This window comes from Candidatus Leptovillus gracilis (genome assembly GCA_016716065.1).
Classification (GTDB): Bacteria; Chloroflexota; Anaerolineae; order Promineifilales; family Promineifilaceae; genus Leptovillus; species Leptovillus gracilis.
The window spans coordinates 71488-93407 of sequence record JADJXA010000003.1 but is presented as its reverse complement, the minus strand read 5'-3'; the positions used below and the strand labels follow the sequence as shown (position 1 = coordinate 93407).

Annotated in this window: 19 protein-coding genes and 1 pseudogene; 9 read left to right on the top strand and 11 right to left on the bottom strand. The window is 57.5% G+C overall.

The annotated features are described in order from the left end of the window. Positions 1-273: 273 nt before the first annotated feature. Positions 274-669, top strand: coding sequence for a hypothetical protein (locus IPM39_09225; GenBank protein MBK8986247.1), 396 nt, complete (start codon positions 274-276; stop codon positions 667-669). A 230-nt stretch (positions 670-899) separates the two neighbouring features. On the opposite strand, the gene IPM39_09220 is transcribed toward IPM39_09225, so the two are convergent. The 5 genes and pseudogenes from IPM39_09220 to IPM39_09200 form a co-directional block, all read right to left on the bottom strand. Then, positions 900-1043, bottom strand: coding sequence for a hypothetical protein (locus IPM39_09220; GenBank protein MBK8986246.1), 144 nt, complete (start codon positions 1041-1043; stop codon positions 900-902). 257 nt (positions 1044-1300) lie between these two features. Then, the gene (locus IPM39_09215) at positions 1301-1609 is read right to left on the bottom strand and encodes a hypothetical protein (protein ID MBK8986245.1); all 309 of its coding nucleotides are present in this window, start codon (positions 1607-1609) and stop codon (positions 1301-1303) included. After that, positions 1610-1850 (bottom strand): annotated as a pseudogene (locus IPM39_09210) (ATP-binding cassette domain-containing protein). It lies immediately after the preceding gene. 65 nt (positions 1851-1915) lie between these two features. Beyond that, positions 1916-3181, bottom strand: coding sequence for an FtsX-like permease family protein (locus IPM39_09205; GenBank protein ID MBK8986244.1), 1266 nt, complete (start codon positions 3179-3181; stop codon positions 1916-1918). Between the two features lie 2 nt (positions 3182-3183). Then, positions 3184-4176, bottom strand: a complete 993-nt coding sequence (locus IPM39_09200) for a WYL domain-containing protein (protein MBK8986243.1) — start codon at positions 4174-4176, stop codon at positions 3184-3186. A gap of 210 nt (positions 4177-4386) precedes the next feature. On the opposite strand from IPM39_09200, the gene IPM39_09195 reads away from it, so the two are divergent. Next, the gene (locus IPM39_09195; GenBank protein MBK8986242.1) at positions 4387-4842 is read left to right on the top strand and encodes a GyrI-like domain-containing protein; all 456 of its coding nucleotides are present in this window, start codon (positions 4387-4389) and stop codon (positions 4840-4842) included. A 261-nt stretch (positions 4843-5103) separates the two neighbouring features. Here the strand turns inward: IPM39_09195 and IPM39_09190 are convergent, their stop codons facing one another. The 5 genes from IPM39_09190 to IPM39_09170 all read right to left on the bottom strand — a co-directional run bounded on the left by IPM39_09190 (position 5104) and on the right by IPM39_09170 (position 10999). After that, positions 5104-5610: a hypothetical protein gene (locus tag IPM39_09190; GenBank protein MBK8986241.1), complete on the bottom strand. Its 507-nt coding sequence runs from the start codon at positions 5608-5610 to the stop codon at positions 5104-5106. Positions 5611-6066: 456 nt separating this feature from the next. Next, the gene (locus IPM39_09185; GenBank protein MBK8986240.1) at positions 6067-7017 is read right to left on the bottom strand and encodes an NAD(P)-dependent alcohol dehydrogenase; all 951 of its coding nucleotides are present in this window, start codon (positions 7015-7017) and stop codon (positions 6067-6069) included. Between the two features lie 38 nt (positions 7018-7055). Beyond that, positions 7056-7781 carry a DUF4386 family protein gene (locus tag IPM39_09180; GenBank protein MBK8986239.1) on the bottom strand — a complete coding sequence of 242 codons (726 nt, stop codon included), beginning with the start codon at positions 7779-7781 and terminating at the stop codon, positions 7056-7058. 79 nt (positions 7782-7860) lie between these two features. Next, positions 7861-8112 (bottom strand): hypothetical protein, encoded by a 252-nt coding sequence (locus IPM39_09175; GenBank protein ID MBK8986238.1) that lies wholly within the window; start codon positions 8110-8112, stop codon positions 7861-7863. A 175-nt stretch (positions 8113-8287) separates the two neighbouring features. Then, positions 8288-10999: a helix-turn-helix transcriptional regulator gene (locus IPM39_09170; protein MBK8986237.1), complete on the bottom strand. Its 2712-nt coding sequence runs from the start codon at positions 10997-10999 to the stop codon at positions 8288-8290. A gap of 429 nt (positions 11000-11428) precedes the next feature. Here IPM39_09170 and IPM39_09165 point away from each other — a divergent pair, with 429 nt between their 5' ends. The 6 genes from IPM39_09165 (at position 11429) to IPM39_09140 (ending at position 18415) form a co-directional block, all read left to right on the top strand. Continuing rightward, complete coding sequence (locus IPM39_09165) at positions 11429-11806, top strand: MerR family transcriptional regulator (GenBank protein MBK8986236.1); 378 nt, start codon at positions 11429-11431, stop codon at positions 11804-11806. A gap of 142 nt (positions 11807-11948) precedes the next feature. Further along, the gene (locus IPM39_09160) at positions 11949-12944 is read left to right on the top strand and encodes an aldo/keto reductase (protein MBK8986235.1); all 996 of its coding nucleotides are present in this window, start codon (positions 11949-11951) and stop codon (positions 12942-12944) included. A gap of 4 nt (positions 12945-12948) precedes the next feature. Then, a complete protein-coding gene (locus IPM39_09155) occupies positions 12949-13890 on the top strand; it encodes a DMT family transporter (GenBank protein MBK8986234.1) in 942 nt (313 codons plus the stop codon). A gap of 27 nt (positions 13891-13917) precedes the next feature. Continuing rightward, on the top strand, positions 13918-14799 hold the full coding sequence (locus IPM39_09150) for a TolB family protein (GenBank protein ID MBK8986233.1): 882 nt from the start codon (positions 13918-13920) through the stop codon (positions 14797-14799). A gap of 13 nt (positions 14800-14812) precedes the next feature. After that, complete coding sequence (locus IPM39_09145; protein MBK8986232.1) at positions 14813-15940, top strand: Gfo/Idh/MocA family oxidoreductase; 1128 nt, start codon at positions 14813-14815, stop codon at positions 15938-15940. Positions 15941-16516: 576 nt separating this feature from the next. Continuing rightward, entirely contained in the window at positions 16517-18415 is a 1899-nt protein-coding gene (locus IPM39_09140; protein ID MBK8986231.1) for a right-handed parallel beta-helix repeat-containing protein, read from the top strand. 133 nt (positions 18416-18548) lie between these two features. On the opposite strand, the gene IPM39_09135 is transcribed toward IPM39_09140, so the two are convergent. After that, the gene (locus IPM39_09135) at positions 18549-21374 is read right to left on the bottom strand and encodes a helix-turn-helix domain-containing protein (GenBank protein MBK8986230.1); all 2826 of its coding nucleotides are present in this window, start codon (positions 21372-21374) and stop codon (positions 18549-18551) included. 233 nt (positions 21375-21607) lie between these two features. Here IPM39_09135 and IPM39_09130 point away from each other — a divergent pair, with 233 nt between their 5' ends. Next, on the top strand, positions 21608-21865 hold the full coding sequence (locus IPM39_09130; protein MBK8986229.1) for a hypothetical protein: 258 nt from the start codon (positions 21608-21610) through the stop codon (positions 21863-21865). The last annotated feature ends 55 nt before the right edge of the window (positions 21866-21920 follow it).

The window sequence follows — 21920 nt, the reverse complement described above, 5'->3', positions numbered from 1 at the left end:
ACGCGCCGGATGGGGAAAGCCTTATTTCGTCAGGCGAGGACACAGCCGTTGCTGGCTGTGTCCTCGCCTTTTTTGTTGTTAGAGGAGGTGTGGCGATGGTGACTAAACCGTATGGGGGAACGGCCGTTGGCGACGACGCGCGGCGCGTGCTGGATGTGGAGCTGACCGAGTTGCAGCGGCGGGCGATGGCGCTGGCGCGGGAGTTGGGGCACTGGAGTGGGATTCGCTGAAGATTTATCAGGAGTACCCCTGCTGCCTTTCGCGGAGATGTCTTTGATGGGGCGGGAGGTCATCCGGCTGCGGGGCGAGATGCGGGTGCAGTGGTTTGAGACCTTGAGCGAAGGCTGGCTGAAGCTGGCGCAGCGCAAGATTGTGGTCTTCCCGCATGGCATCTACACCATCACCTACCGGCAAGACCGGCGGAAGCCGGGCAAGATGGTGGCGGCCTTGCAGAAAGGGCGGCGGGTGAACGGCCACTTCGACAAGCTCAGTGCAAGCTGTATCTGCTCCCGGCAAGTTCATCTCGGCCCGGCCGGGCAGTTGACGAAGGAGAAGCTCTGGGAGCGGTCGCTGGAACTGGAGCGCAAGCTGGCCGGTTTCCTGGCGAAGGCGACGGGCAATCTGGGGCGCATTAACGAATCGCGGCAGGTGATGTTTGGCGTGATTTAGGCGCAGAGGGAGAGTCTGACGGGAAACCGTCAGGCTCTCTTTTTTTCTTTTTTTGTGGGGTTGGGGTGGCGACCTCCTCGCCGGAGTGGCTATGAGTGCGGAGTGGGGAGTGGGCTGGTCGGGGCCTACCGCTTGCGGCGGGCTTTGGGGAGCGTGGTTGAGGGAGTGGATTTGAGTTGGGCGGCGTGGGTACGGCTGCTGAATGTCTGGCTTTGGTTGTCGAGGTGTCGTCAGAAGTAAACGGCCGTGCCGTCCATGCGGTGGCAGCAGCGCAAAGTGACCGGGCCGCCGCAGTGGGGGCAGATGGCCTGGGGCGGGGCGTCGGCGGTGGCGGTGATGGGCTGGTGGGTGTCGGGGTGGTGGGCGAGTTTCATGGGGTATGGGTTCTTCTGAACGGCCGTTTATTATTTCGGAGACGGCCGTGTTGTTATCTGTGATTAAGGGAACAGAGAAACTTCAGAGGGTTTTGACGGTAGTGTCAATTTGTAATCAATCCCTGGCACAATCGCAAGGGCGATTTTTTAGGGATGCTGCTATATATGCTCCGGCGGTATGGACAGGAAGTGGGCTTGGTAGCTACCGTGCGGTGGAAAATGCGGGCTGCTCATCAAAACCACGAGCGGGAAACGACTCATCGTCCCATTTGCCGATGCCGCGCCAGCCAGGCCACTCCCAAAAGCGGCAGCGTAGCCACCAGATAATACCAGGGCGTGCCAACTGTCAGCCCGGCCGCAGTCGCGCCGGTGATGTCGGCGGCGGGCAGCCCGTTCAGCGGGCCAAGATACCAGAGGATGAGCAACAGGATTTGCAACGGCCGTTCCGTGTCCCCCACCACCCCCAAACACAAAGCCAACGCCGGAATAGACGGCGCCCCGGCCCAAAAGCCGGGCAGCGACGGCATACCAGATAGAGCAGGCGCGGCACGGTCACGGCCGTCCAATCAAAGCCAGTGCAGACAAAGGTTTGCATCGCCACACTGGCGGGCCACATCCGCGCCATTCCAGGAGATAGCGCCGCTGGTAGGCCGGGTGATGGTGGCGATGATGCGCATCACAGTGGATTTGCCCGCGCCGTTTGGCCCCAGCAGCCCCAAGATGCCCGGCCCCAGGCGCAGGCTAAAATCGCGTAGCCCCCAGACCCCCCCGGTATTCTTTGCTGACGTTTTCGATGACGAGTTCCATGATTGTGTTCCATGGTGTCGCCAGACTGGTTCAATCTCTGAAGATTGAACCAATCTTGGAGCCTACTACTCATAAGCCAGCGTATCACGCACCGTCAGGCGCACGGCGCTGCGGGCGGGCAGCAGGCTGGCAATCGTCGCCAGAAGCAGTGCGCCCACCAGCCACAGCCCCAACCCGCTCAGCGAGAAGATGTAGACAATCGGCATGGTTAGCAGTTCTTCGCCCAGACGATTATCCAAAAATTGGGTGATGGGCACGGCGGCGATGGCGCTGAGCGTCCAGCTAATCAGGCCGATGAGCGCCCCTTCGACGATGACCATCTGGAAAACCGCGCCATTGGTTGCCCCCACCGCCCGCAGCACGCCGATCTCGCGGGTGCGTTCCAGCACGTTCATGCCCATGGTGCCCATCAGCCCCAACCCGCCTACCAGAGCGATGAGCAGCCCCATCAACAGCAGCAGGGTGATGAGAATGTCAATCCGCGCGCGCTGCTGGGCGATGATCTGGCCGCCGGTCGTCAGAGTGGCTTCGTAACCTTGGGCGGCAAGGCGGGTTTGGGCCGCCGCCAGCGCCTCTTCCTGCCGCGCCAGGTCGTGGCGGTCGGTGATGAGGCGCAGGCTGTTGACCTCGCCTGCGCCGCCCGCCAGTTCCGTCAGGACGCCGGCGTTGACGTAGGTGATGGGATTGGGCACGTTGCTCGCCAACCGGAAAATGCCAACGATGGTCACGGCCGTTTCCCGCTCATTCAACCGCAGCCGAACCACATCCCCCACCCCCACTTCCGGGCGCAAATCAGTAAAATGATTGTCCACCACGATGGCCTGGGCGTCGGTGGGTTGCAGCCAACGGCCGTCCAGCAGCGTCACCGGCCGTAAAGCTGTGTCCACCGGCGGCGCATAGACGACGATCTGGTCGCTCGCCGCATCACTGGCGTGGGGGACATTGGCTTTGGTGGTGCGCCAGCCTTCAACGGCCGTAATCCCCGGAACATCCGCCAGCGCCACCTGCACCGCCGCCAGCCGGTAAAGCCGGGCAAACTCCACGTTCACATCCGACTGGTACGCGCCAAAGCTCTCATTGATTTCCCAATACAGCGACTCGCGCACGCCCAACATGGCGATGAAGATCGCCCCGCCCAGGGTCAACGTCGCCAGGGTCAGCCCCAGACGCCCCTTACGGCGGAAGGTGTTGCGCAAAGAGAGCAGCAACGGCCGTGGCAGCCAGGGCAGCGCGTCCACCAGCCGGTCCAGCAGCCCCGCCTGGCTGCTCGCGCTCAGGCCATAAGTGGTCATCGCCTCGCGCACTGTGCGCCGCGCCCCGCCGCACAACATGTTTATCTCATTGACAAGAAGCTTTTCCCAGGTTCCATCTCCCGGTACAAAGCGCTAATCTGCGCCGCAAAATCGGCCATGCTCCAGCGCAGGGGGCGCGGCGACAACACTTCCACCGCCCCGCCCAGCGCCAGCAGCTTGCCGCGGGCTTCTTCCAAACTCTCAAAAACCAGCGTAACCCGCACCCAGCCGGCCGCGTCCGGCATTTCTAACGCGGTCATGCACTCTTGCATCGTCTCGCCTAAATAGTAAGGAAGCTGGTCCACAAGCTGTGGTGCGATGCGTATCTCTACCGGATATTGCGCCCGCTGCGTCTCAAAGTCCGCGCACCACGCCTGCCAGAAAGCGGCCAGGTCAAAACCGGGGTCCCGATTGAACGTCTCGTCCAGTATAGCTACTTCCAGGAGTTTGGCGATGCGCTGAGCCAGGAAACGGCCGTTACGCGCATACACCACATACCACACCCCCGCCTTCGCCACCAGGCCATAAGGCTCCACCACCTGCGTCACCCCCACCGCCGGGCCAAACGGCGTGGGATAGTGGATACGGAGCCGACGATCTTGCCATACCGCCTGCTGCACCAGCGGCAAATGCAAAATGGATTCGCCGCCCTGAAACCACCACGCCGCGTCCAGGTGAATGCGCTGGCGCACGTGGGCTTCATCCTGGCGCTGCCGTGCAGGCAATGCGGCCGTTAACTTGAGCAGCGCCGAACGCAGCTCTTGACTGACCCCTAAATCGGCCAGCGGTTCCGGGATGCTGAGCATAAACAGCGCCCGCACTTCCGCTTCGTTCATGCCCGTCAGGGACATGCGGTAACTGTCCAGCAGCGCATAACCACCCTTCATCCCGGTGTCGGCATAAATGGGTACGCCGGCCACCGACAGCGCCTCTACGTCGCGGTAAATGGTCCGCTCTGTCACGCCCAGTTCCGCTGCCAACGCCCGCGCCGACATGTGACCCCGCGTTTGCAGCAGCAGTAAAAGTGATAACAACCGATCTGCGCGCATCGTCAAATTTTAGCATAAAACCCTGACAATAGGTGTCAGGGTTTGCTGTTTATACTGCCGTCATCAATCATGGATGGTCTTCAGGTTTCAATGGGCAGCGGGCAGCAAGTGGGGGAGATGGTCGTCAGACGCGCCATCTGTTACCCATCGCCCGCTGCACAAAACCGCCTAAGACCGCAATTAAGGAGCTAACCGATGAGTAAAAACGATGTGCGAATTGTGAAACTGGAGCCGCTGCGCGTGGCGGCAGTCCACGGCTTTGGTCCGGAACCGGAAGGCATCGCCTGGGACAAGATGATGGCCTTTGTCGCCGCAAACAACTTGACCGGCGTCCGCTATTTCGGCTTTAACAACCCGAATCCCGCGCCTGGCAGCCCGAATTACGGCTATGAGCAGTGGGTTACTGTGGGACCAGAGGTGGAGGCGTCGGGCGACGTGGCAATCAAGGCGTTCGGCGGTGGTTTGTATGCGGTCATGCGCTGCCAGGGTGTGCAGAACATCCAGGGGGCATGGCAGGAACTGGTGGGCTGGGCGGAAAATAGCCCTTACCGGCGCAGTAACCACCAGTGGTTGGAAGAAGTTCTCACACCACCGCCTACGCCCTTCGAGGAGTTTGTATTAGATCTGTACCTGCCGATTGTGGACAACTAAGAAATCGTCTAAGAATAACTTCCCGGAAGTATCTTCTTGCAATCAACTTCCGGGAAGTTAAGTCGTGTCACCGCTGGGTAAGCCAGTAGGCGTGCAGGAGGGGGAGAACCGTCTCCGGTGGGGGGACATAGCGGTCGCGGTTGCCTTTGGCGTGACGGATGTGCAGTTGCATCCGCTCACTATCCACAACGCGGACTTGCAGGTCTCTCTAGATTTTCAATAACAAAAGTATCGGCAACAACATTGTCAAAGTGAAGCCCATCAACAGGATGACACGGAGACGTTTGCTCTTTGGGTGAGATCTACCCAGTACGTGAGAATGACTGATAATAATAATAACAATGTCTGCAAAAACACCTCCGGCCAACCTACTATATGATCCCATAAAGGTAAATTGAAAAAAATCATTCCCTCAATACCGCCCCAACTAGCTGAAAACGGCGTAAGAATCCCTATAACAACAAGCATACACCACATGATCAGCCAGCCTTTGCGATTGCTGAATAAAACGTCTCTTAACAGGTAAAACACAAGTGCCAATAATGCAGCCCTCAATGGCTGAAATAGAGGGCTGGCTACCAGTATCGGATCCGTAATTTTTCGAATGATCGGGGCTACATCTGGCCGGATCATTCGAGTTGCATAGCCAAGGAGAATAGCAGCGACAACGCCGGTAGTGAAATAAGTGACAGTATGAGAAATAACAGTCCGATACAGAATTGACCGGAAAGAAGGTTGTGGGTTATTCATCATTATTTTCTCTATCATTTTTGTCTCAACTTGAGTTTGGAGCTGCGCTATGATGCAAACTACTTCGTCAGCCAACCATCAGGCAACAAACAATACAGGTCCAATTCCACGTCATACTCTGGCCCGCGCATCATCGCCAGCCGCTCTTCGGCCGTCAAATACTCTTGGGTCGGCATACAAACGATTGGTAAGCGAGATCATAAATTACATCTCAAGCTCAATTCCTGGTCAGCGGATCCCCAAATTAAGGCATGGTGCAAAAAGCCAAAGTTGTCCTTTACAAATTAGTCTGCGAATCGTCATTCTGAGCGGAGTCTGCGGAGCGAAGAAATCCCTCTGCTTTGGTCACGCAAGTCAATAGGGATGCTTCGCTCCGAAGACTTCGCTCAGCATGACACGTCTCATTTGTAAAGGACATTTTCACAATCTTGAACCACGCCCCAAACGAATAACAACGTCAGGCTGGGCGTTATGTTATACCGTAATGACCACATTACCCTTTTTGTGGCCCTGCGCCACATACCGGTGAGCTTCGGCAATCTGTTCGAGCGGGTAACATCTATCTATGACCGGTTTTATCTTCCCCGCCTCAAGCAATTCCGCGAGCAAGACCAGATCTTTGCTCTTCTCTCCGGCTGATCTCAAACCGGTAGCCGCAAACCTCGCCTTTTTGCCGTTGTTCTTCGCGGACCATAATGCCTGTAACATAATTTCCGGCTTAGGGACCGTCGTCAGATAGATGCCTTCATCCGTCAGCGAGCCTTTGCACTGTGAAAACGAACGCTTGCCAACCGTATCAAAAATAATGTCATAGGCCTTGCCGTTTTCGGTAAACTCCTCCTGGGTGTAATCAATCACCTGATCGGCGCCCAAAGATTGAACCCATGCCAAATTTGCCGAACTACATACTCCTGTCACCTCCGCCCTGTAGTACCGGGCCAGTTGAACCGCCGCAGCGCCAACCGATCCAGAAGCGCCATAGATCAGCACGGTTTGTCCACTCCGAATCTTGCCCTTATCTCTTAGAAAAGGCAGCGCGGTTAATGCCCCATTCGGAACGCTTGCGGCTTCTTCGTAGCTCAGATTAACCGGCTTAATAGCCAGCGCCCCGTTTTCAGGCATACATTTGTATTCAGCATACGCGCCAAACATATCAAAGCCAAATACCTGGTCGCCGGGTTTGAAACGGGTCGCGTCTCTGCCTGTTGCTTCAATTTCTCCAGCCAACTCCTGCCCCAGGATTGGATGTCTGGGTTTCAGAAAACCGTTAAAACCTGGGGCAGCTCTCAAATCCGGGTCTTCTTTTACGACAGTTGTCGCCACTATTTTTATCAACACCTCGTTATGTTTAGGCGTAGGTTTTTCGACCTCTTGAAGCTGAAGAACATCTGGCGGGCCAAATTTTGTGTACACAATTGCTTTCATGAGCATTCCTCCACGATTACTTTTCAAAATTGACGAGGTTAACGCTCAACCTCGCCAATACCCTGGTTGGCTGTTGAAACTTGAAGTCGAAAAGGCGATTGATTTTGCGCTGCCTGGTTTGGATTGCTACGCAAAAGGATGATGCCTAGCCAGACGAACCAGATGATTTGGATCAGGCCAAACAGCCCGGTTAGATCGGTCAATCCCGGGAAGATGGAAACAATGCCCACCGCACTGGTCAAAAGGCCGAGAATATTCAATCCCTTGGGAAGCCCTCCAGATCGCAAAGCAACCCAACTGACGAGAAGCATCCAAAGGCCACCCTTAATTTCACCGTTGCCGTTGCCCAAACCGCTCGCCACGATTTCAATCCCCTGCCAGGTCAGCGCGGCCTGGGCCGGGTCTCTGGCATAAAGGGCCACGACAGGGGCGATCCCGGCATTCGCAACCATGCCGCTGGCGATCAGCGAGCCAGCCCAGATGATCCCGATTGCGGTTGCCACCTGCATGACCGCCGGTGCGCCAGACTTCAACCGGTCGTACAACGCCAGTGACAGGACAATCAGGAAAACGCCAAAGAACACGTACATGAGCAGGTTGGTTGAAAAGGTGACCATTGGCATTTTGACGAGCAGAGCCGCCTTTTGCGCCGGGTCGGTAATGCTGGGGTAGTCCAGAATGACGAGAAAGATAACCATTCCGATCAGGTAGGCAGCTGCCATGTACAGCGCGGCGAAACCGCCAAATTTCTGCAAGGTTTTCATGTTTTTCTCCTTTTTAAATGAATACCAATGACTTGTTTTGAAGGTGACTGTTTGTTGAAGGTCAAAGTAGGCTGAGGATTTACGCTTCGCTAACCTCCTCGGTATCTGACGCAACGGAACGAACCGAGAGCAAAGGCAGGCCCACATCGCGTATTTTTTTGAGTATGCCGTGCAGGGCGGCCTGATCAACCACCGGGCCACTCAGGAGTGTGTTGCCGTTCCCGTCCAGCGTGATGGTCAGGCCGTCGAACCACGTCACCCAGCGAGCCTCCAGGTGTCCCTTGAGGCGGATTTCGTAAGATTGAGTTTTCGGGGTTGGCGTTTCAACCATTCTGCGCCTCATGTTTTTCTCTCGTGGTTGATTTGCCCTTAAGATACCGCCAGAGGTGGGGAAATGTCATCACCACATGATGTGATAGAGGTGGTGATTGATGGCGGAAAACAAAAAAACCCCGGCAGGTGGTTGATGACACCTGCCGGGGCCGGTATTGGCGATTTCGGGCCAGTTAGAACAAATCGAGTTCCTCGGCGCGGCGCACGGCCGTTCGCCGGTTGTTGACCCCCAATTTATTAAAAATGTTTTTGGTGTGGGTGCGCAAGGTGTTGAGCGACACGATCAGTTGTTGGGCAATTTCTGGGCCGCTTAAGTCGCTTCGCAGCAGCTTCAGCACTTCCAGTTCGCGTTCGCTCAAAGGCTCCATCATGTCTGGTTTTTGCTGGCTGCTAGCTGATGTTGGCGCAGCCGCCGGTTGGGTAAAGGCAGCCAGGAGTTTGTCCACATAACCGCTCAGTGGATGGTCTCGATGGCGCGATTGTTTTTCAAGCAACAATCGCATCGCTTCGCCTTCATCCACAAAGATGCGCACGTAGCCTTCCGGCTCGGCCAGGGCCAGGGCGCGTTCCAAAGCCGCCAGGGCGTGGGGCAGGTTATCTTGCGCCTGGAACGTCAGGGCTTGCAGCAACAGGATCTGAATGACGCTGCCCAACCGGCCGCCAGTTTCCGCTGCTTGTAAGAGACGCCCCAGCAGCCGGATAGCCTCGTCAAGAGAGCCTGCCTCCCGGTCGCTTTTACCGGCGGCGATACGTATCCGGGCCAGCGTGATGTACTCAAACTCGCGTGTGTAGCCGATAATATCATCCACCGATAGCTCTTGCTCACGTGCCCACCCCAGGGCTTCAGCCAACCTGCCCTGCTTCAGCCAGACCCGCACCTTCAAAGCCGCGATGGGACGCACATCGGGCAAGGGGGTCCGAATCGTCACGCGCTCCGCTTCATCAAGCAGAGCGAGTGCGCCATCCAGGTCTCCCTGCGCCTCTTTCAGGCGTGCCTGGGAAACGCATAGGCGATGCGGCCAATCCGTCATCGTGGTCTGCTCGCTCAGCTTCTGGCTGGTCAGCAAGTGTTGCGCAGCGGCTTTCAGATCGCTCCGTTCAAGGGAAAGCTCAGCCAGGCCGCGATACAAGTCTGCCGTTCCAAGGGGCACAAGCCCGCCCTGGCCGGTAGCGAGAAGCAATGATTGCTGATAGATGCTTTCCGCCTCATGGAGGCGGCCCAGCGCCGCCCGGATGTCGGCCAGTAAAAATGTGATGCTGATCAGGGTCGCTGTTTCACCAGTTTGCCGCAGGTGCGTATGGAAATCGGTCAGGGAATGCTCGGCGGCCTCCAGGTCTCCACTGGAATACTGGGCAATCCCCAGGAGCGAGGTGGCCTGGATGTATCGGGCCTGGTCATCTCCAGGGGTGAGTTCAAGCGCCTGTTGGGCATACTTTACAGCGTCGGCGACATTGCCAAGCGCCAGGGAGCGGTAGGCCCTGGCAGTGGCGATTGAAGCGGGCAATGAGCGAAATTGCGCTTTATCCACGATGACCATTGTATCAGTTGGGGTGTCCAGTAAGCGTTCGGCGTCCTGCAAACGGGATTCGCTGGCCTCCAGCTCGCCGCCATCCAGCAACGCCCAGGCATAACCCACGCCAAGTACCGGCCGGACGTGGATCAACACATCAGGCAGCGCTTTAACCCAACCGAGCCAGGTGGAGGATTGGTAACTGAGGTCCATTGCTGACCAGGCCAGTTCGATCAATCCCGCGGCGTGTTCGAAATCCCCGGCGACCAGTGCATGGCGGATGGCATCGGGTGGGAATCCGTTCTGTTCATACCAGGCGCTTGCCCACTGATGCAGAGTGGCTACTCGATCAGGCTGCGCCTCCATCAAGTGCGCTCGTAAAACATCGGCGAAAAGGTGGTGATAACGATACCACTGGCGCCGATCATCCAGCGGAATGAGGAACAAATTGCTGCGTTCCAGGATAGCCAGTATTTCTTTCCCATCTTCCCGCTCTGTGACAACATTGCACAAAGACGCGCAAAACCTGTCGAGAATCGCGGTTTGCAGTAAGAAGCTGCGGATAGGTTCAGGCTGGTGCTGAAGAACTTCTTCGACCAGATAGTCCAGCACAAAACGATGGCTGCCGGTGAAGGCCTGGATAAAACCGGCGACGTCTTCTCGACCTTGCATGGAGAGCGCAGCCAATTGTAGGCCGGCGATCCAGCCTTCGGTACGAGTTTCCAATGCAGCGATGTCTTCTACGGAGAGATTTAGTCCCATCATCAGGTTGAGAAATTCAGCGGCCTCGGCGGGGGTAAACCGCAAGTCGGCGGCGCGTAGTTCGGTCAGTTGGCCGCGGGCGCGTAACCGGGACAGGGGCAGAGATGGGTCTTCGCGGGTGGCGATAACCAGGTGCATCTGCGGCGGTTGGTGTTCAATGAGGAAAGTCAGGAGTTGGTCTACCGGCTGAGAATCAATGACATGGTAGTCATCAAGAACGAGGATGAAATTGTCCGAGATGGTGGCAATTTCATTGAGCAGGGCCGTCAAAATTGCTTCGGCTTGCGGCGGCTGAGGGGATTGGAGTACAGCTAACAGCCCTTCGCCAAATCCCGCCTGGATCGTCTGTAACGCTGCTATCAGGTAAGCGATGGAGCGGATCGGATCGCGGTCCCCCTCATCCAGCGACAGCCAGGCCACCAACCGCCCACAATGGGCAAGCCATTCGCCGACCAGGGTGGTCTTGCCAAAGCCGGCGGAAGCAGAGATGAGCGTTAGTTTGCCACCCATTGCCAACCCCGCGTTTAGCCGATTGATGAGGCGGGGACGCGGGACAACGCCGGGGCGGGGTGGGGGGATATACAGTTTGGTGGCTAAAATCGGAGTGGACATAGGTCAAGTAAACAGCACATCTGATGAGGATCATTGTAGCAGGTTGGACTGGAAAAGAGCAACAATCAACGCTAAGACGGCCGTTAGGGTCATGCGGTGCTGGCGGCGTATGAGGGGGTAGGTATACGGCCGTTTGAGCGCCCTATTGGCCGATAAAGGGCAGCTGCTAGAAACTATCACCGCCGCACAGCAGGCGCGGGTCCTGGGGGATGTGGCACAGGCTAACCAATGGCGCGACCACGGAGCTAATCTTCAGCTTTGCCAACAGCAGCGCTAACTGCGTCACCCATACCGCAAGCAAAAGTCGGGGAGGGTACTCGCCAGTATCCTACCCGACTTCTGATTTTAGGCCGATTACAAGCCAATTTTAAATTTCTCCTTGACTTGGAGTTAACTCCAGGTATTACACTACCCCGTGGAGGTGCAAACATGAAGATTTCAGAAGTGAGCGAACAATCCGGTCTGTCCGTAGATACGCTGCGCTACTACGAGAAAGTTGGCCTGCTCCCACCGGTCAACCGCACCGATGGCGGCATTCGAGATTACAGCGAGCTAGATCTGCGGCGCGTCAACTTCATCAAGTGTATGCGGAGCGCCGGACTTTCCGTTGAAGTGCTGATCGGGTATTACGCCCTGGTGCAGCAGGGCGACGAGACCATTGACGCCCGAAAAGAAATCTTGCAGGAACAGCGTACCCAGCTTCTGGCCCGGATGGCTGAAATGCAAGAGACCTTAGATTTACTGAACCACAAAATACAGGTGTATGAAAACGCGGTTTTGACGAGAGAGCAGAAACTAACCGATTGATGTAGCAGAGATAACAAGGAGTACGAAAAATGCCAAAACGGTAACGTGGCAACAGCGGAAAAGCATCAATAGTCTGAGGCGCGTGTCGCAACCATTAAACTTACGTCGCGCACAATAGAAACAAACTGACAGGAGATTGCAGATGGAATACGTAAAACTTGGCAATACCGGATTGGATGTCTCGCCGATTTGCCTGGGCTGCATGAGCTTTGGCACGGCCGAAAACTGGGTCCACAACACCTGGGCGCTGGATGAGGAAGGCAGTCGCACGATCATCAAAAAAGCGCTGGATTTAGGGGTCAACTTTTTTGACACGGCCAATGTCTATGCCTACGGCCGTAGCGAGGAAATTCTCGGTCGCGCCCTGAACGATTTTGCCAATCGGGATGAAATTGTGGTAGCCACCAAGGTTTTTTCGCCGATGAACCAAAAGCCCAACGGCGGCGGCCTGTCGCGCAAGCATATCATGAGCCAGGTGGACCAGAGCCTGAAGCGGCTGGGGATGGATTACATTGACCTATACATCATCCACCGCTGGGATTACAACACGCCCATCGAAGAAACAATGGAAACGCTGCACGATATTGTGAAAGCGGGCAAGGTGCGCTACATCGGCGCGTCGGCCATGTATGCCATTCAGTTCCAGAAGGCGCTGCACGTGGCAGAGAAGCACGGCTGGACGCGCTTCGTTTCCATGCAAAACCACTACAACCTTATCTACCGGGAAGAAGAACGGGAGATGCTGCCGCTGTGCGTTGAGGAGAAGATTGCGGTTACGCCATACAGCCCGTTGGCGTCTGGGAGATTGGCGCGTGATTGGGCGGAAACGACGCCGCGCCTGGAGACCGACCCCATCGCCAAACAGAAATATGACGCTACGGCCGTTGCCGACAAAATGGTTGTGGCGCGTGTGGCGGAAATTGCCGCCAATCATGGTGTGCCCATGGCCCATATCGCCCTGGCCTGGCTGCGGCATAAAAATCCCGTCGTCGCGCCGGTCATCGGCGCCACAAAAATCTCGCATCTGGAGAGCGCGGTTGCATCGCTGTCGGTTGCCTTAACGGCCGAAGATATGACCTATCTGGAAGAGCCGTATGTCCCCCACCCAGTCGTTGGCCTGATTCCGTATGCCAGGTGATCCCATGAAAGTAAGTGCAAATGTTAAAGGCATCGGCTTTCTCGTATCAGCCGCATTCGTCATCTCCATCCAGAACATCGTCATCAAATGGATTGGCGGCGATTATTCCGCCTTGCAAATCGTCGCCTTCCGCAGTTTGATTGCCTTGCCTTTCACCCTGGTTTTCTACCGCTATGAAGGCCAGCGCGGACTGCCCACCACGACACTTCCCCGGCTTGAATACATTCGTGGTCTTTTCCTTTTTCTCTCCTACACAACTTTTATGATGGGGTTGGCAGCCTTACCGCTGGCTCAGATCGAAGCGATTCGCTTCTCCGGTCCGCTAATGATTACTTTTTTATCCGTCGTGATGCTGGGCGAAAAGGTGGGGCCGCGCCGCTGGCTGGCGCTGGTCATCGGCTTTATGGGGGTGCTTCTCATCGTCCAGCCTGGTTCGGCAAGCTTTAATCTTGGGTCTGTTTTTGTGTTGATCTCCGTGCTCTTTTATGCGCTAGTTGTCATCCTGACGCGCAAACTGCAAGCGGAGGACAGCAGCGCGACGATGGCGTACTACAGCTCGCTGGTGTATCTGGCAGCGGCGCTGATTCTAGTGCCGTTACCGCTCATCGTGGGCGAAATGCCCAACGTCCACCCAAGCATTGCTTTTCTCATTCGCCCCTGGACCATGCCGACTTTGCTGGATGGCCTGATCATGGCTGGATTGGGGTTGATTTGGGCTGGCTGGATGTATCTTTTGTCGCGCGCCTACAGCCTGGCCCAGGCTTCGGTGGCCGCCCCATTTGAATATGTGTCGCTGCCCATCAACATCATGTGGGGCTTTCTTATTTGGCGCGAGATTCCAACCTGGTTAACCATAGCTGGCGCCTTTTTGACGCTGGGGAGTGGGCTGTATGTTCTGTATCGAGAGCGCGCGGAACGGCCGTTACCAGCACCAGCCAGCAAATAAGTCCGAGAGACACAGGAGACCGATAAATTGGATATTGAGACATTACGAAACTGGATCGCCGCACGCGATTCATTCAGCATTTTGGAGACAGTAGACGTTTACACTGGAAAGAGAACTGTTCTCCAGGAGTTTGACACCGTCATCGAAGCGCCAAATTGGACGAGCGACGGCCGTTACTTCATCTACAACAGCCGGGGGCGGATGTACACCTATGAATTGGCAACCGGCGTAATCCGGGAGATTGACACCGGCTTTGCCATTGACTGCAACAACGACCACGTCCTCTCGCCAGACAACCGCCAGCTTGCCGTCAGCCACCACACCCCTGCAGACGCCGCATCACGCATCTACATTCTGCCTCTGGCCGGTGGCGAGCCTGTATTAGTTACCGAAAAAGGCCCCAGCTACCTGCACGGCTGGTCGCCCGACGGCGAGCGGCTGGCCTACTGCGCCGAGCGTGGCGGCCAGTACGACATCTATACCATCTCCGTGAATGGCGGCGCAGAAACTCAACTAACCAACGAACCGGGACTGGATGATGGGCCGGAATACTCACCGTCTGGTGACCATATCTGGTTCAACTCCACGCGCAGCGGCTTGATGCAAATCTGGCGGATGGAAGCGGATGGCTCGAACCCCACCCACATGGTAAAGGAAGAGGCCAACGGCTGGTTTCCGCATATCTCGCCGAACGGCCGTTTCGTTGCCTACATCGCCTACGGCAAAGACGATGTATCGCCGGGCGACCATCCGCCGAATAAACACGTCGAATTGCGACTGATTCCGGCCGAGGGTGGCGCTTCCCAAACCATCGTCAAGCTGTTTGGCGGCCAGGGCACAATGAACGTCAACTCCTGGTCACCGGATAATCGGACGCTGGCGTTCGTTTCTTACCTGCTCAAAGAATAACGGAGGTTCAATCATGACAACAAAACCCGTGAAAACGGCCGTTATCGGCTGCGGCAATATCAGCGACATCTATCTGGAAAACGCGGCCAAATGGGACATCCTGGCCCTGGTCGCCTGCGCCAACCGCACCCTGCCCCGTGCCCAAAGCCAGGCCGAGAAGTTCAACGTGCCCCAGGCCAAACCCATCGCCGAGGTGCTGGCCGACCCCGAAATCGAACTCATCATCAACCTGACCACTCCCGACGTCCACGCCGAAATTGGGCTGGCGGCGCTGCGGGCAGGCAAATCGGTCTACAATGAAAAACCATTGGCCGTTAGCCGGGAAGACGGCCGTCTTCTCCTGCAAGAAGCCAAAACACGCGGTCTGCTGGTGGGCTGCGCCCCGGACACCTTCTTAGGCGGCGGTCTGCAAACCTGTCGCCAACTGCTCGACGCGGGCGAAATCGGCACACCGGTGGCCGCGCAGGCGTTCATGCTCATTCAAGGGCCAGAAGCGTGGCATCCCAACCCCGGTTTTCTCTATGAGGTGGGTGCGGGGCCGCTGTTTGACATTGGGCCATACTACCTCACCGCCCTGATTTCGCTGCTGGGGCCAATCCGCCGCGTCACCGGCTCGGCGCGCACGACCTACCCGGAACGCACCATCGGCAGCGGCCCCAAACAAGGGGAAAAGTTCCCGGTAGAAACGCCCACCCACATTGCCAGCATCCTCGATTTTGCCAGCGGCCCGGTCGCCACGCTGACCACCAGCTTTGATGTGGCCGTGTCGGCGGGCGCGGCGCTGAATCTATATGATGTCGGCGGCGCTTTGCTGGAAATCCAGGGCACGAAGGGGACGTTGTGCCTGCCAGACCCCAACCTGTTTGGCGGCCCGGTGCGGGTACGCCGCCTGGGTGAAAAGGAGTGGCGCGAAGTGCCTTTAACCCACGGTCACAGCAGCAACGACCGGGGCATCGGGGTGGCTGATATGGCTTATGCAATCCGTAACGGCCGTTCCCACCGCGCCAATGGCGAGATGGCCTATCATGTCCTAGATGTCATGCACGGTATTCTGGAAGCCGCCAACAATGGCCGACACGTTGAATTGAGCAGCAGTTGCGAACGGCCGTTTCCCCTGCCGGCCGGTTTGGCAGGCTTTTAGCCTTAATGGCAACCTGTTCATTATCACCCGGCCACACGGGCGGGTCCTTTTTCTGTCGGAATGGCTATCACCCACTGGCCCTGGCACCGGGAAATAGTAAACGAGGAACGGCCGTTCCCCAACACCAATAGCCAACAATGAACAGATAACAGTGAACAGTGAACGAGGAACGGCCGTTCCCCAACACCAATCGCTATCAGCCAACGAGAAAGGGAAGCCGTTTGTCCCTTCTCCTTCTGCCCCCTTTCTCAGCCAAGCTACCCTCGGCTAACGGCCGTTTACCAGTTTTCCCCCTTTGCCTGAAACGGCGCTAACGGCCGTTGCTACATCGCCAGTGTCAGTAGATCGAAATAAGCTGGGAGCGTTGGAGGCGGTGATGGACGGCAGCGTCAAGTGCGGGCACATTTTCACAAGAAATGTCAACTTTGGCCCGGCAGAAAAAATTAAACTGAAGAAAAAAGAGGTGAGCGTCCCGGGCAGCGCACTTTTTCAGAGTCATGCGCCACAACCATGTCGTTTGTAAGTGCACGCACCTCTGGGACTGAACACTTACATTTCTAGTTCCGTGGAGATGATATGAAGAAAAGTTTTGTAATATACGCCATATTGACCCTTAGCATCGCCCTTGTCCTGTTCGCGTTTCTGCCCTTAAAGCACGCCCAGGCAGCTACCCAGGTCACAAATTACATTGTGACACGCACAGATGATCCTCCACCCGGCAACTGCCAGGCGGGCGACTGTTCGCTGCGCGAAGCTATCCTGGCCGCCAATGCCAACCCCGGATTGGATTACATCGGGCTAACCATTGACGCCACTTATGGGTTAAGCATCCCCCCGAATGGGGTCAACGGTGCCAATACAGGCGATCTCAATATCACCGACGACCTCAACTTTTATTACCCAGGCATGATCTGCCTTGGGGGCATCTGCCAGGCCACCATCAAGGGTGTCACCGGTTGGCTAGATCGTATCCTTAGCCTGGAAAATAACGCCGAAGTCCACATGTCTGGCCTGACCATCAAGGACGGCTCCACCTTTGGCAGTGGCGGCGGCGTCTTCATTTTCCCTGGCAGCAGCCTGTACCTCTCATCCTGCAATATCTACCACAATGCCGCCGATGGTTTAGGGGGCGGCATATACAACGCCGGCACATTGGTGCTGAGTAACAGCTACATCTTGGGAAATTATGCTGGCAATGGCGGCGGCATCTACAATGAGGTGAACGCTCACCTCACAGTTTCCACGCCCTCTTATATTATGTCTAATACCGTGGTGGGTAACGGCGATGGCGGTGGCTTGTGGATTTCCGACCTGGCTGACGCCCAATTAAGCAAGCTGACCGTGCAGCAAAATCATGCCGACGGCGGCTGGGGGGGTGGCATATTCTACCAAAGCACAGGCCAGGACTTGCAGCTTACCCACAGCAACATCTTGAGTAACACGGCGACGAACGGTGGCGGTATTTTCCTGGGGGGTGGTTCGTTGACCGTTAAAACAGTGACGATCTCCGGCAATTCGGCTTCAGGTGATGGCGGGGGGATCGGCGCGCAAAATTATCAAAACGGCCAGTTGAACATCAGCCACAGCAGCATCGCCAACAACAACGCTACGAACGGCGGCGGTATTGGGGTTGACTGGGATTCAACCGCCCAGATCACCATGACCAACGTTACCGTTAGCGGCAACACCGCGACGAATAGCGGTGGCGGGTTGATGTTGTCCACTGCCTGGCTCTACAACGTCACCGTCACCAACAACTCGTCTGATTCGGACTTCAACCAAATTGGATTGGGGGGTGGTTTATGGGTGGGCCAGGATGCCTACATTGCCAATTCGGTGCTGGGCGCAAACCCACGGGGTTCTGATTGTTATGCCCATGGCATACTGCACTCGTTGGACTATAACCTGATCCAAACCACCAATCATTGCACACCAACAGGCGACATTTTTCACAACAAAATGGGCGTCGCGCCACTGTTAGGGCCGCTGGCTAATAATGGCGGCGAGACCCTGACCCATATGCCGTTGGCCGGCAGCCCGTTACAAGAAGCCGGTAATCCCTTCGGCTGCAACGGAGCCAATGGCAGTCTGCTGACGACAGATCAGCGCGGCTGGTCGCGGCCCGTGGGCCTATGCGAGATGGGCGCAGTGGAGATTGGGGCCATCGCCGACAGCACTCCACCAGAAACCAGCCTGCTGCAAACGCCTCCGGCCAACGATCCGACGCCGACGTTCACTTTCCAGGGCAATGATGGCGTGGGCGGCAGCGGCGTAACCGGGTTTGACTGCCAATTGGATAGTGGAATCTGGGTTAACTGCACCAGTCCATCTACCTTTGCGCCGCTGTCCAATGGTTCCCACACTTTCAAGGTTCGCGCTTATGACCTTGTGGGAAATGTGGACGCCACGCCAGAAAGTTACACCTGGACTTTGCAAGCTGCTTATTTTGTCTATCTACCGTCTACCCAAAAGTGATCCTATGGGTTGTAAAACGGCCGTTATCCAGACGATACATCATTCATTAAATAAACGTATCTATACAAATAAACTTCGGTCTTTGGGATTTCCTGGGGCTTGGTCTGATGCGTGATACGTGCTGTCTCTCTGGTCAAGCATCATCCATCATTGATGGCCTGGCCACCCACAACTGCTGCGGCCAGAGATGACAGGGCAACGGCCGTTCCACCACCACCGTCAACTGCGCCGCCTTTTGCCGATACAGCGGATAGGGTTCCGCCCGCTGCGCCACCTGCTGCGCCAGGCGACGAGCCAGCGCCGCATCACCGTCGGCCAGCGCCACGTAGCCCCTGATCAGGTCGCGCTCCATCTCGGCCCAGATGCTTAAGCCTTCTAGGCGCGGAGCCTGGGCCAGCATTTGCGCCGCGCGGCCTGGTTCGGCGCTGGCTAGGTAAGCCATAGCCAGCGCCCCATGCAGTTGGAAGTTTAGCAGCGGGTTCTCGGTTGTGGCGGGCAGCGCCAACGCCTGCTGTAACGTGGCAATAGCCGCGGCCGTCTCGCCCTGTACCAGTTGCACTAAAGCCAGTTTATCCAGCCGATACCCCCACATCCGCGCCGTACTTTTGCCCACCGTCTCCTGGAGCATCTGGTCCACTACCTGTCGCGCCGCGCTTGTTTGCCCGCACCACAACAAACAAAGCGCTCGCAGACTCTCGGTTGCCGCCAGGCCCCGTTTATCCGCCACAATGCGCAGCGTTTCGCCGGCCTGAGTCAGTTTTGCCAAAACCTGTTCCGTTTCCAGCCAAAAGAAGTGAATGTTTGCCAGATAGGTCAGCACATAGGCCGCGCTGTGTACATCGCCAATCGCCAGCACGCCGGCCAATCCTTCCTGGCGGTACTGAAAAGACGCCACCATGTCACCCAGGTCGTAAAACATGCCCCCCACGTAGGCCAGACTGAGATTCAGCAGGCGGGGCTGCCCGGCCGCCCGCGCCCAGGTCAGGGCCGTTTGCGCCTGTGCCATCGCCTCGTTCAGGTCAAGGTTGTGGCGGGCTACGCTGGCTAACCCCAGATGCGCGCTGGCCCGGATTTCACCCACCATGCTGTGCGGCCAGCCCACCATCTGATCGGCCAGGGCCAACGCCTGCTGCACGGCCTGATAGGCGGCCTGGTGCTGCCCCAAATCCCCGTGCGCATAGGCCGCCAGGTTACAAAGGCGGGCTTGCAGCAAAAGATCGTTGGGCGTCAGGCCGGCTTGCGCGGCCTGTACCAGACGCAGCGTTTCTTCAAACTCGCTGCGCTGGGCGCATAAATCGGCCGTTTGGTAGATCAGGTTGGCACGCACGGCCGTATTCCCGGTGAGGGCAATGGCCTGGCGCAAACTCGCCTCGCCTTCGGCGATGCGCAGCGTGCCCGCCAGCAGCTTGCCACGCAGCGCCAGCAGGCGGCGCAGTAAATCGTCGTCCTTGCGCCGCAATCGGCCAAGCTGCGCCAGCACGTCGTCCAAAACGGCCGCGGCCGGGAGGACCTGGCCGCGCCCGACGAGGGCGGGCGTATTGTTTTCAATCGTTTCCAGCGCCACATCCAGCAGCCCGGCGGCGCTGTAGTGCCAGGCGGCGGCCAGGGCATCGGCGACGCTATGAAACCAATCGCCCGCCAGACGGTGCAGGCGGCGGCGCAGGGTGACTTCGCCGGTGAGAACGCCATAGACGTAATCGCGCAGCAGGGGTGGCAGGTGGGTCTGGGCGGCGTTGTGGATGAGAAAATGGCGCTGTAATTCGGCAACGGCCGTTGCCATCTCCTCAATGCCGCCCACCGTACAGGCCAGTTCCACCAGATAGGGATCGGTCAGATTCACCGGCTGCTGCAGGACGGCCAGCATGAGCAGCAACCGCCAGGCCGCCGGGGAGATTTGCTGGCGTACTGTGCGCAGCAGGTAAGCGGCCACTTGCGGCTGCGTCTCTAGCCGGGTGATAAACGATTCGGCCGTCGCCGCGCTATCACCGGGGGCGGTCGGCTCGTTGGTCAGGCTGCCCAGGGCCAGCCGCAGCAGCATGGGGCTGCCGTCTGTTCTCTCTACCAGCCGGGTGGACAGGGTCGGGGTAAGCCGGTGGAGGGCGCTTTGCTCAATGAAGGCGGCGGCTTCGTCGGCGCTGAAGCCTGGCAGAACCATTTCGGCCACGTGGGGCAAGGCCAGGCTCTCGCGGGCGGTGAGCAGCAGGTAGACGGGGGTGGTGGCGGCCAGATGGCGCAAAATCTGGCGGCTGGCTTCATCCGCCTGAATGAGTTCGGCGTTGTCGAAGCACAGCAAGACGGTCTGGCGCGACAGGGCGGCGCTGAGCAGGGCTACCTGCTGCTCCAGACTGAGGGCGGCGCGGGCGCGCGGATCGCGGGTGAGAAGCGGGCGCATGGTTTCTGGCTCGTGGGCGGCCAACAGCACGGCCGTTTGCCGCAGCAGCACGTCGGCCGAATTGGTGATACCGGCCGTCAGAGTAAGCCACAGGACGGGCATGGTCTGGGAATAGTCGCGGGCAAGCTGGGCGGCCAGGGTGGTTTTGCCCATGCCGGCCAGGCCGCACAACAGGAGGCGGCGTTCGGCGTCCAGGCGTTGGCGGGCGCGAATGTGTAGGGTGGGGCGGGGAATTTCGGCAACGGCCGTGCCGGGTATTTGCTCCAATGTCATGTCCACTTCTGTCAGGCTGGCGGCGGGTGGGGTGGATGACGTTGCCAGTTCCAGCAGCCGCGTGGCCAGGGCTGGTTCCTGCTCCAGGTCTAGTTCGGGGATAAAGAGGGCGGCAACGGCCGTGACGTCGGGGAGATAGCGGTTCTTCTCGAAGCGGTTGATGTGGGCTTCGCTATAGCCTACCGCAATGCCCAGGGCGCGTTGTGTCAGGCGCGCGCGCCGCCGCAAAAAGCGCAACAAATCGCCAAACGTGGTGAAAGAGGAAGGGTTCGTTGTCAAGCTGAAGTCGGCCATGTTTCTCCGTTCGTGTCCTGCGGTATGCAAGAAATATCAACTTTTGCCGGTGGGTTTTTTGTTACAGTGCGTGCCACAAAGTCATTCTACTGCAACAGCACAAGACTGGCTATTGCCGACCGCGCAAACTGAACAAACATCTGGTGGCGAGTAGCGGGTAGCAAGTAAAGAAAAAACCCGCTACCGGCCACTTGCTACCCGCTACCCAAGAGTTTGACTTTGGAAGGAACGTAATGAATATCGGAATCTGCCCCAAGTGCCAGGCCAGCGAAGTCTATTGCAGCTTATCGGCCGACGGTGAAGGTTTGGCCGCCGGAAGTTATCTGGCCCTCATTGAACTGATGGCGGGGAAAAGCCAGACGACGCTGTGGCTGAACACCTACGTTTGCCGGGCCTGCGGTTACGTGGAGGTGCATGTCGCCAATCGAGATGAACTGGCGCTGCTGCCACAGGCGGAGGGGTGGACATTGGTAGCCGTAGCAAGGAGCTAATCATGGAATTTATCAGGCAATGTATCGTTTTGCTGCTTTTTTGGGGAACAGGGCC

Coding starts and splice junctions, on each gene's coding strand:
- IPM39_09220 (MBK8986246.1), bottom strand. CDS start 1,043: ATGAAACTCGCCCACCACCCCGACACCCACCAGCCCATCACCGCCACC.
- IPM39_09205 (MBK8986244.1), bottom strand. CDS start 3,181: ATGTTGTGCGGCGGGGCGCGGCGCACAGTGCGCGAGGCGATGACCACT.
- IPM39_09195 (MBK8986242.1), top strand. CDS start 4,387: ATGAGTAAAAACGATGTGCGAATTGTGAAACTGGAGCCGCTGCGCGTG.
- IPM39_09190 (MBK8986241.1), bottom strand. CDS start 5,610: ATGATAGAGAAAATAATGATGAATAACCCACAACCTTCTTTCCGGTCA.
- IPM39_09185 (MBK8986240.1), bottom strand. CDS start 7,017: ATGAAAGCAATTGTGTACACAAAATTTGGCCCGCCAGATGTTCTTCAG.
- IPM39_09180 (MBK8986239.1), bottom strand. CDS start 7,781: ATGAAAACCTTGCAGAAATTTGGCGGTTTCGCCGCGCTGTACATGGCA.
- IPM39_09175 (MBK8986238.1), bottom strand. CDS start 8,112: ATGGTTGAAACGCCAACCCCGAAAACTCAATCTTACGAAATCCGCCTC.
- IPM39_09170 (MBK8986237.1), bottom strand. CDS start 10,999: ATGTCCACTCCGATTTTAGCCACCAAACTGTATATCCCCCCACCCCGC.
- IPM39_09165 (MBK8986236.1), top strand. CDS start 11,429: ATGAAGATTTCAGAAGTGAGCGAACAATCCGGTCTGTCCGTAGATACG.
- IPM39_09160 (MBK8986235.1), top strand. CDS start 11,949: ATGGAATACGTAAAACTTGGCAATACCGGATTGGATGTCTCGCCGATT.
- IPM39_09155 (MBK8986234.1), top strand. CDS start 12,949: ATGAAAGTAAGTGCAAATGTTAAAGGCATCGGCTTTCTCGTATCAGCC.
- IPM39_09145 (MBK8986232.1), top strand. CDS start 14,813: ATGACAACAAAACCCGTGAAAACGGCCGTTATCGGCTGCGGCAATATC.
- IPM39_09140 (MBK8986231.1), top strand. CDS start 16,517: ATGAAGAAAAGTTTTGTAATATACGCCATATTGACCCTTAGCATCGCC.
- IPM39_09135 (MBK8986230.1), bottom strand. CDS start 21,374: ATGGCCGACTTCAGCTTGACAACGAACCCTTCCTCTTTCACCACGTTT.
- IPM39_09130 (MBK8986229.1), top strand. CDS start 21,608: ATGAATATCGGAATCTGCCCCAAGTGCCAGGCCAGCGAAGTCTATTGC.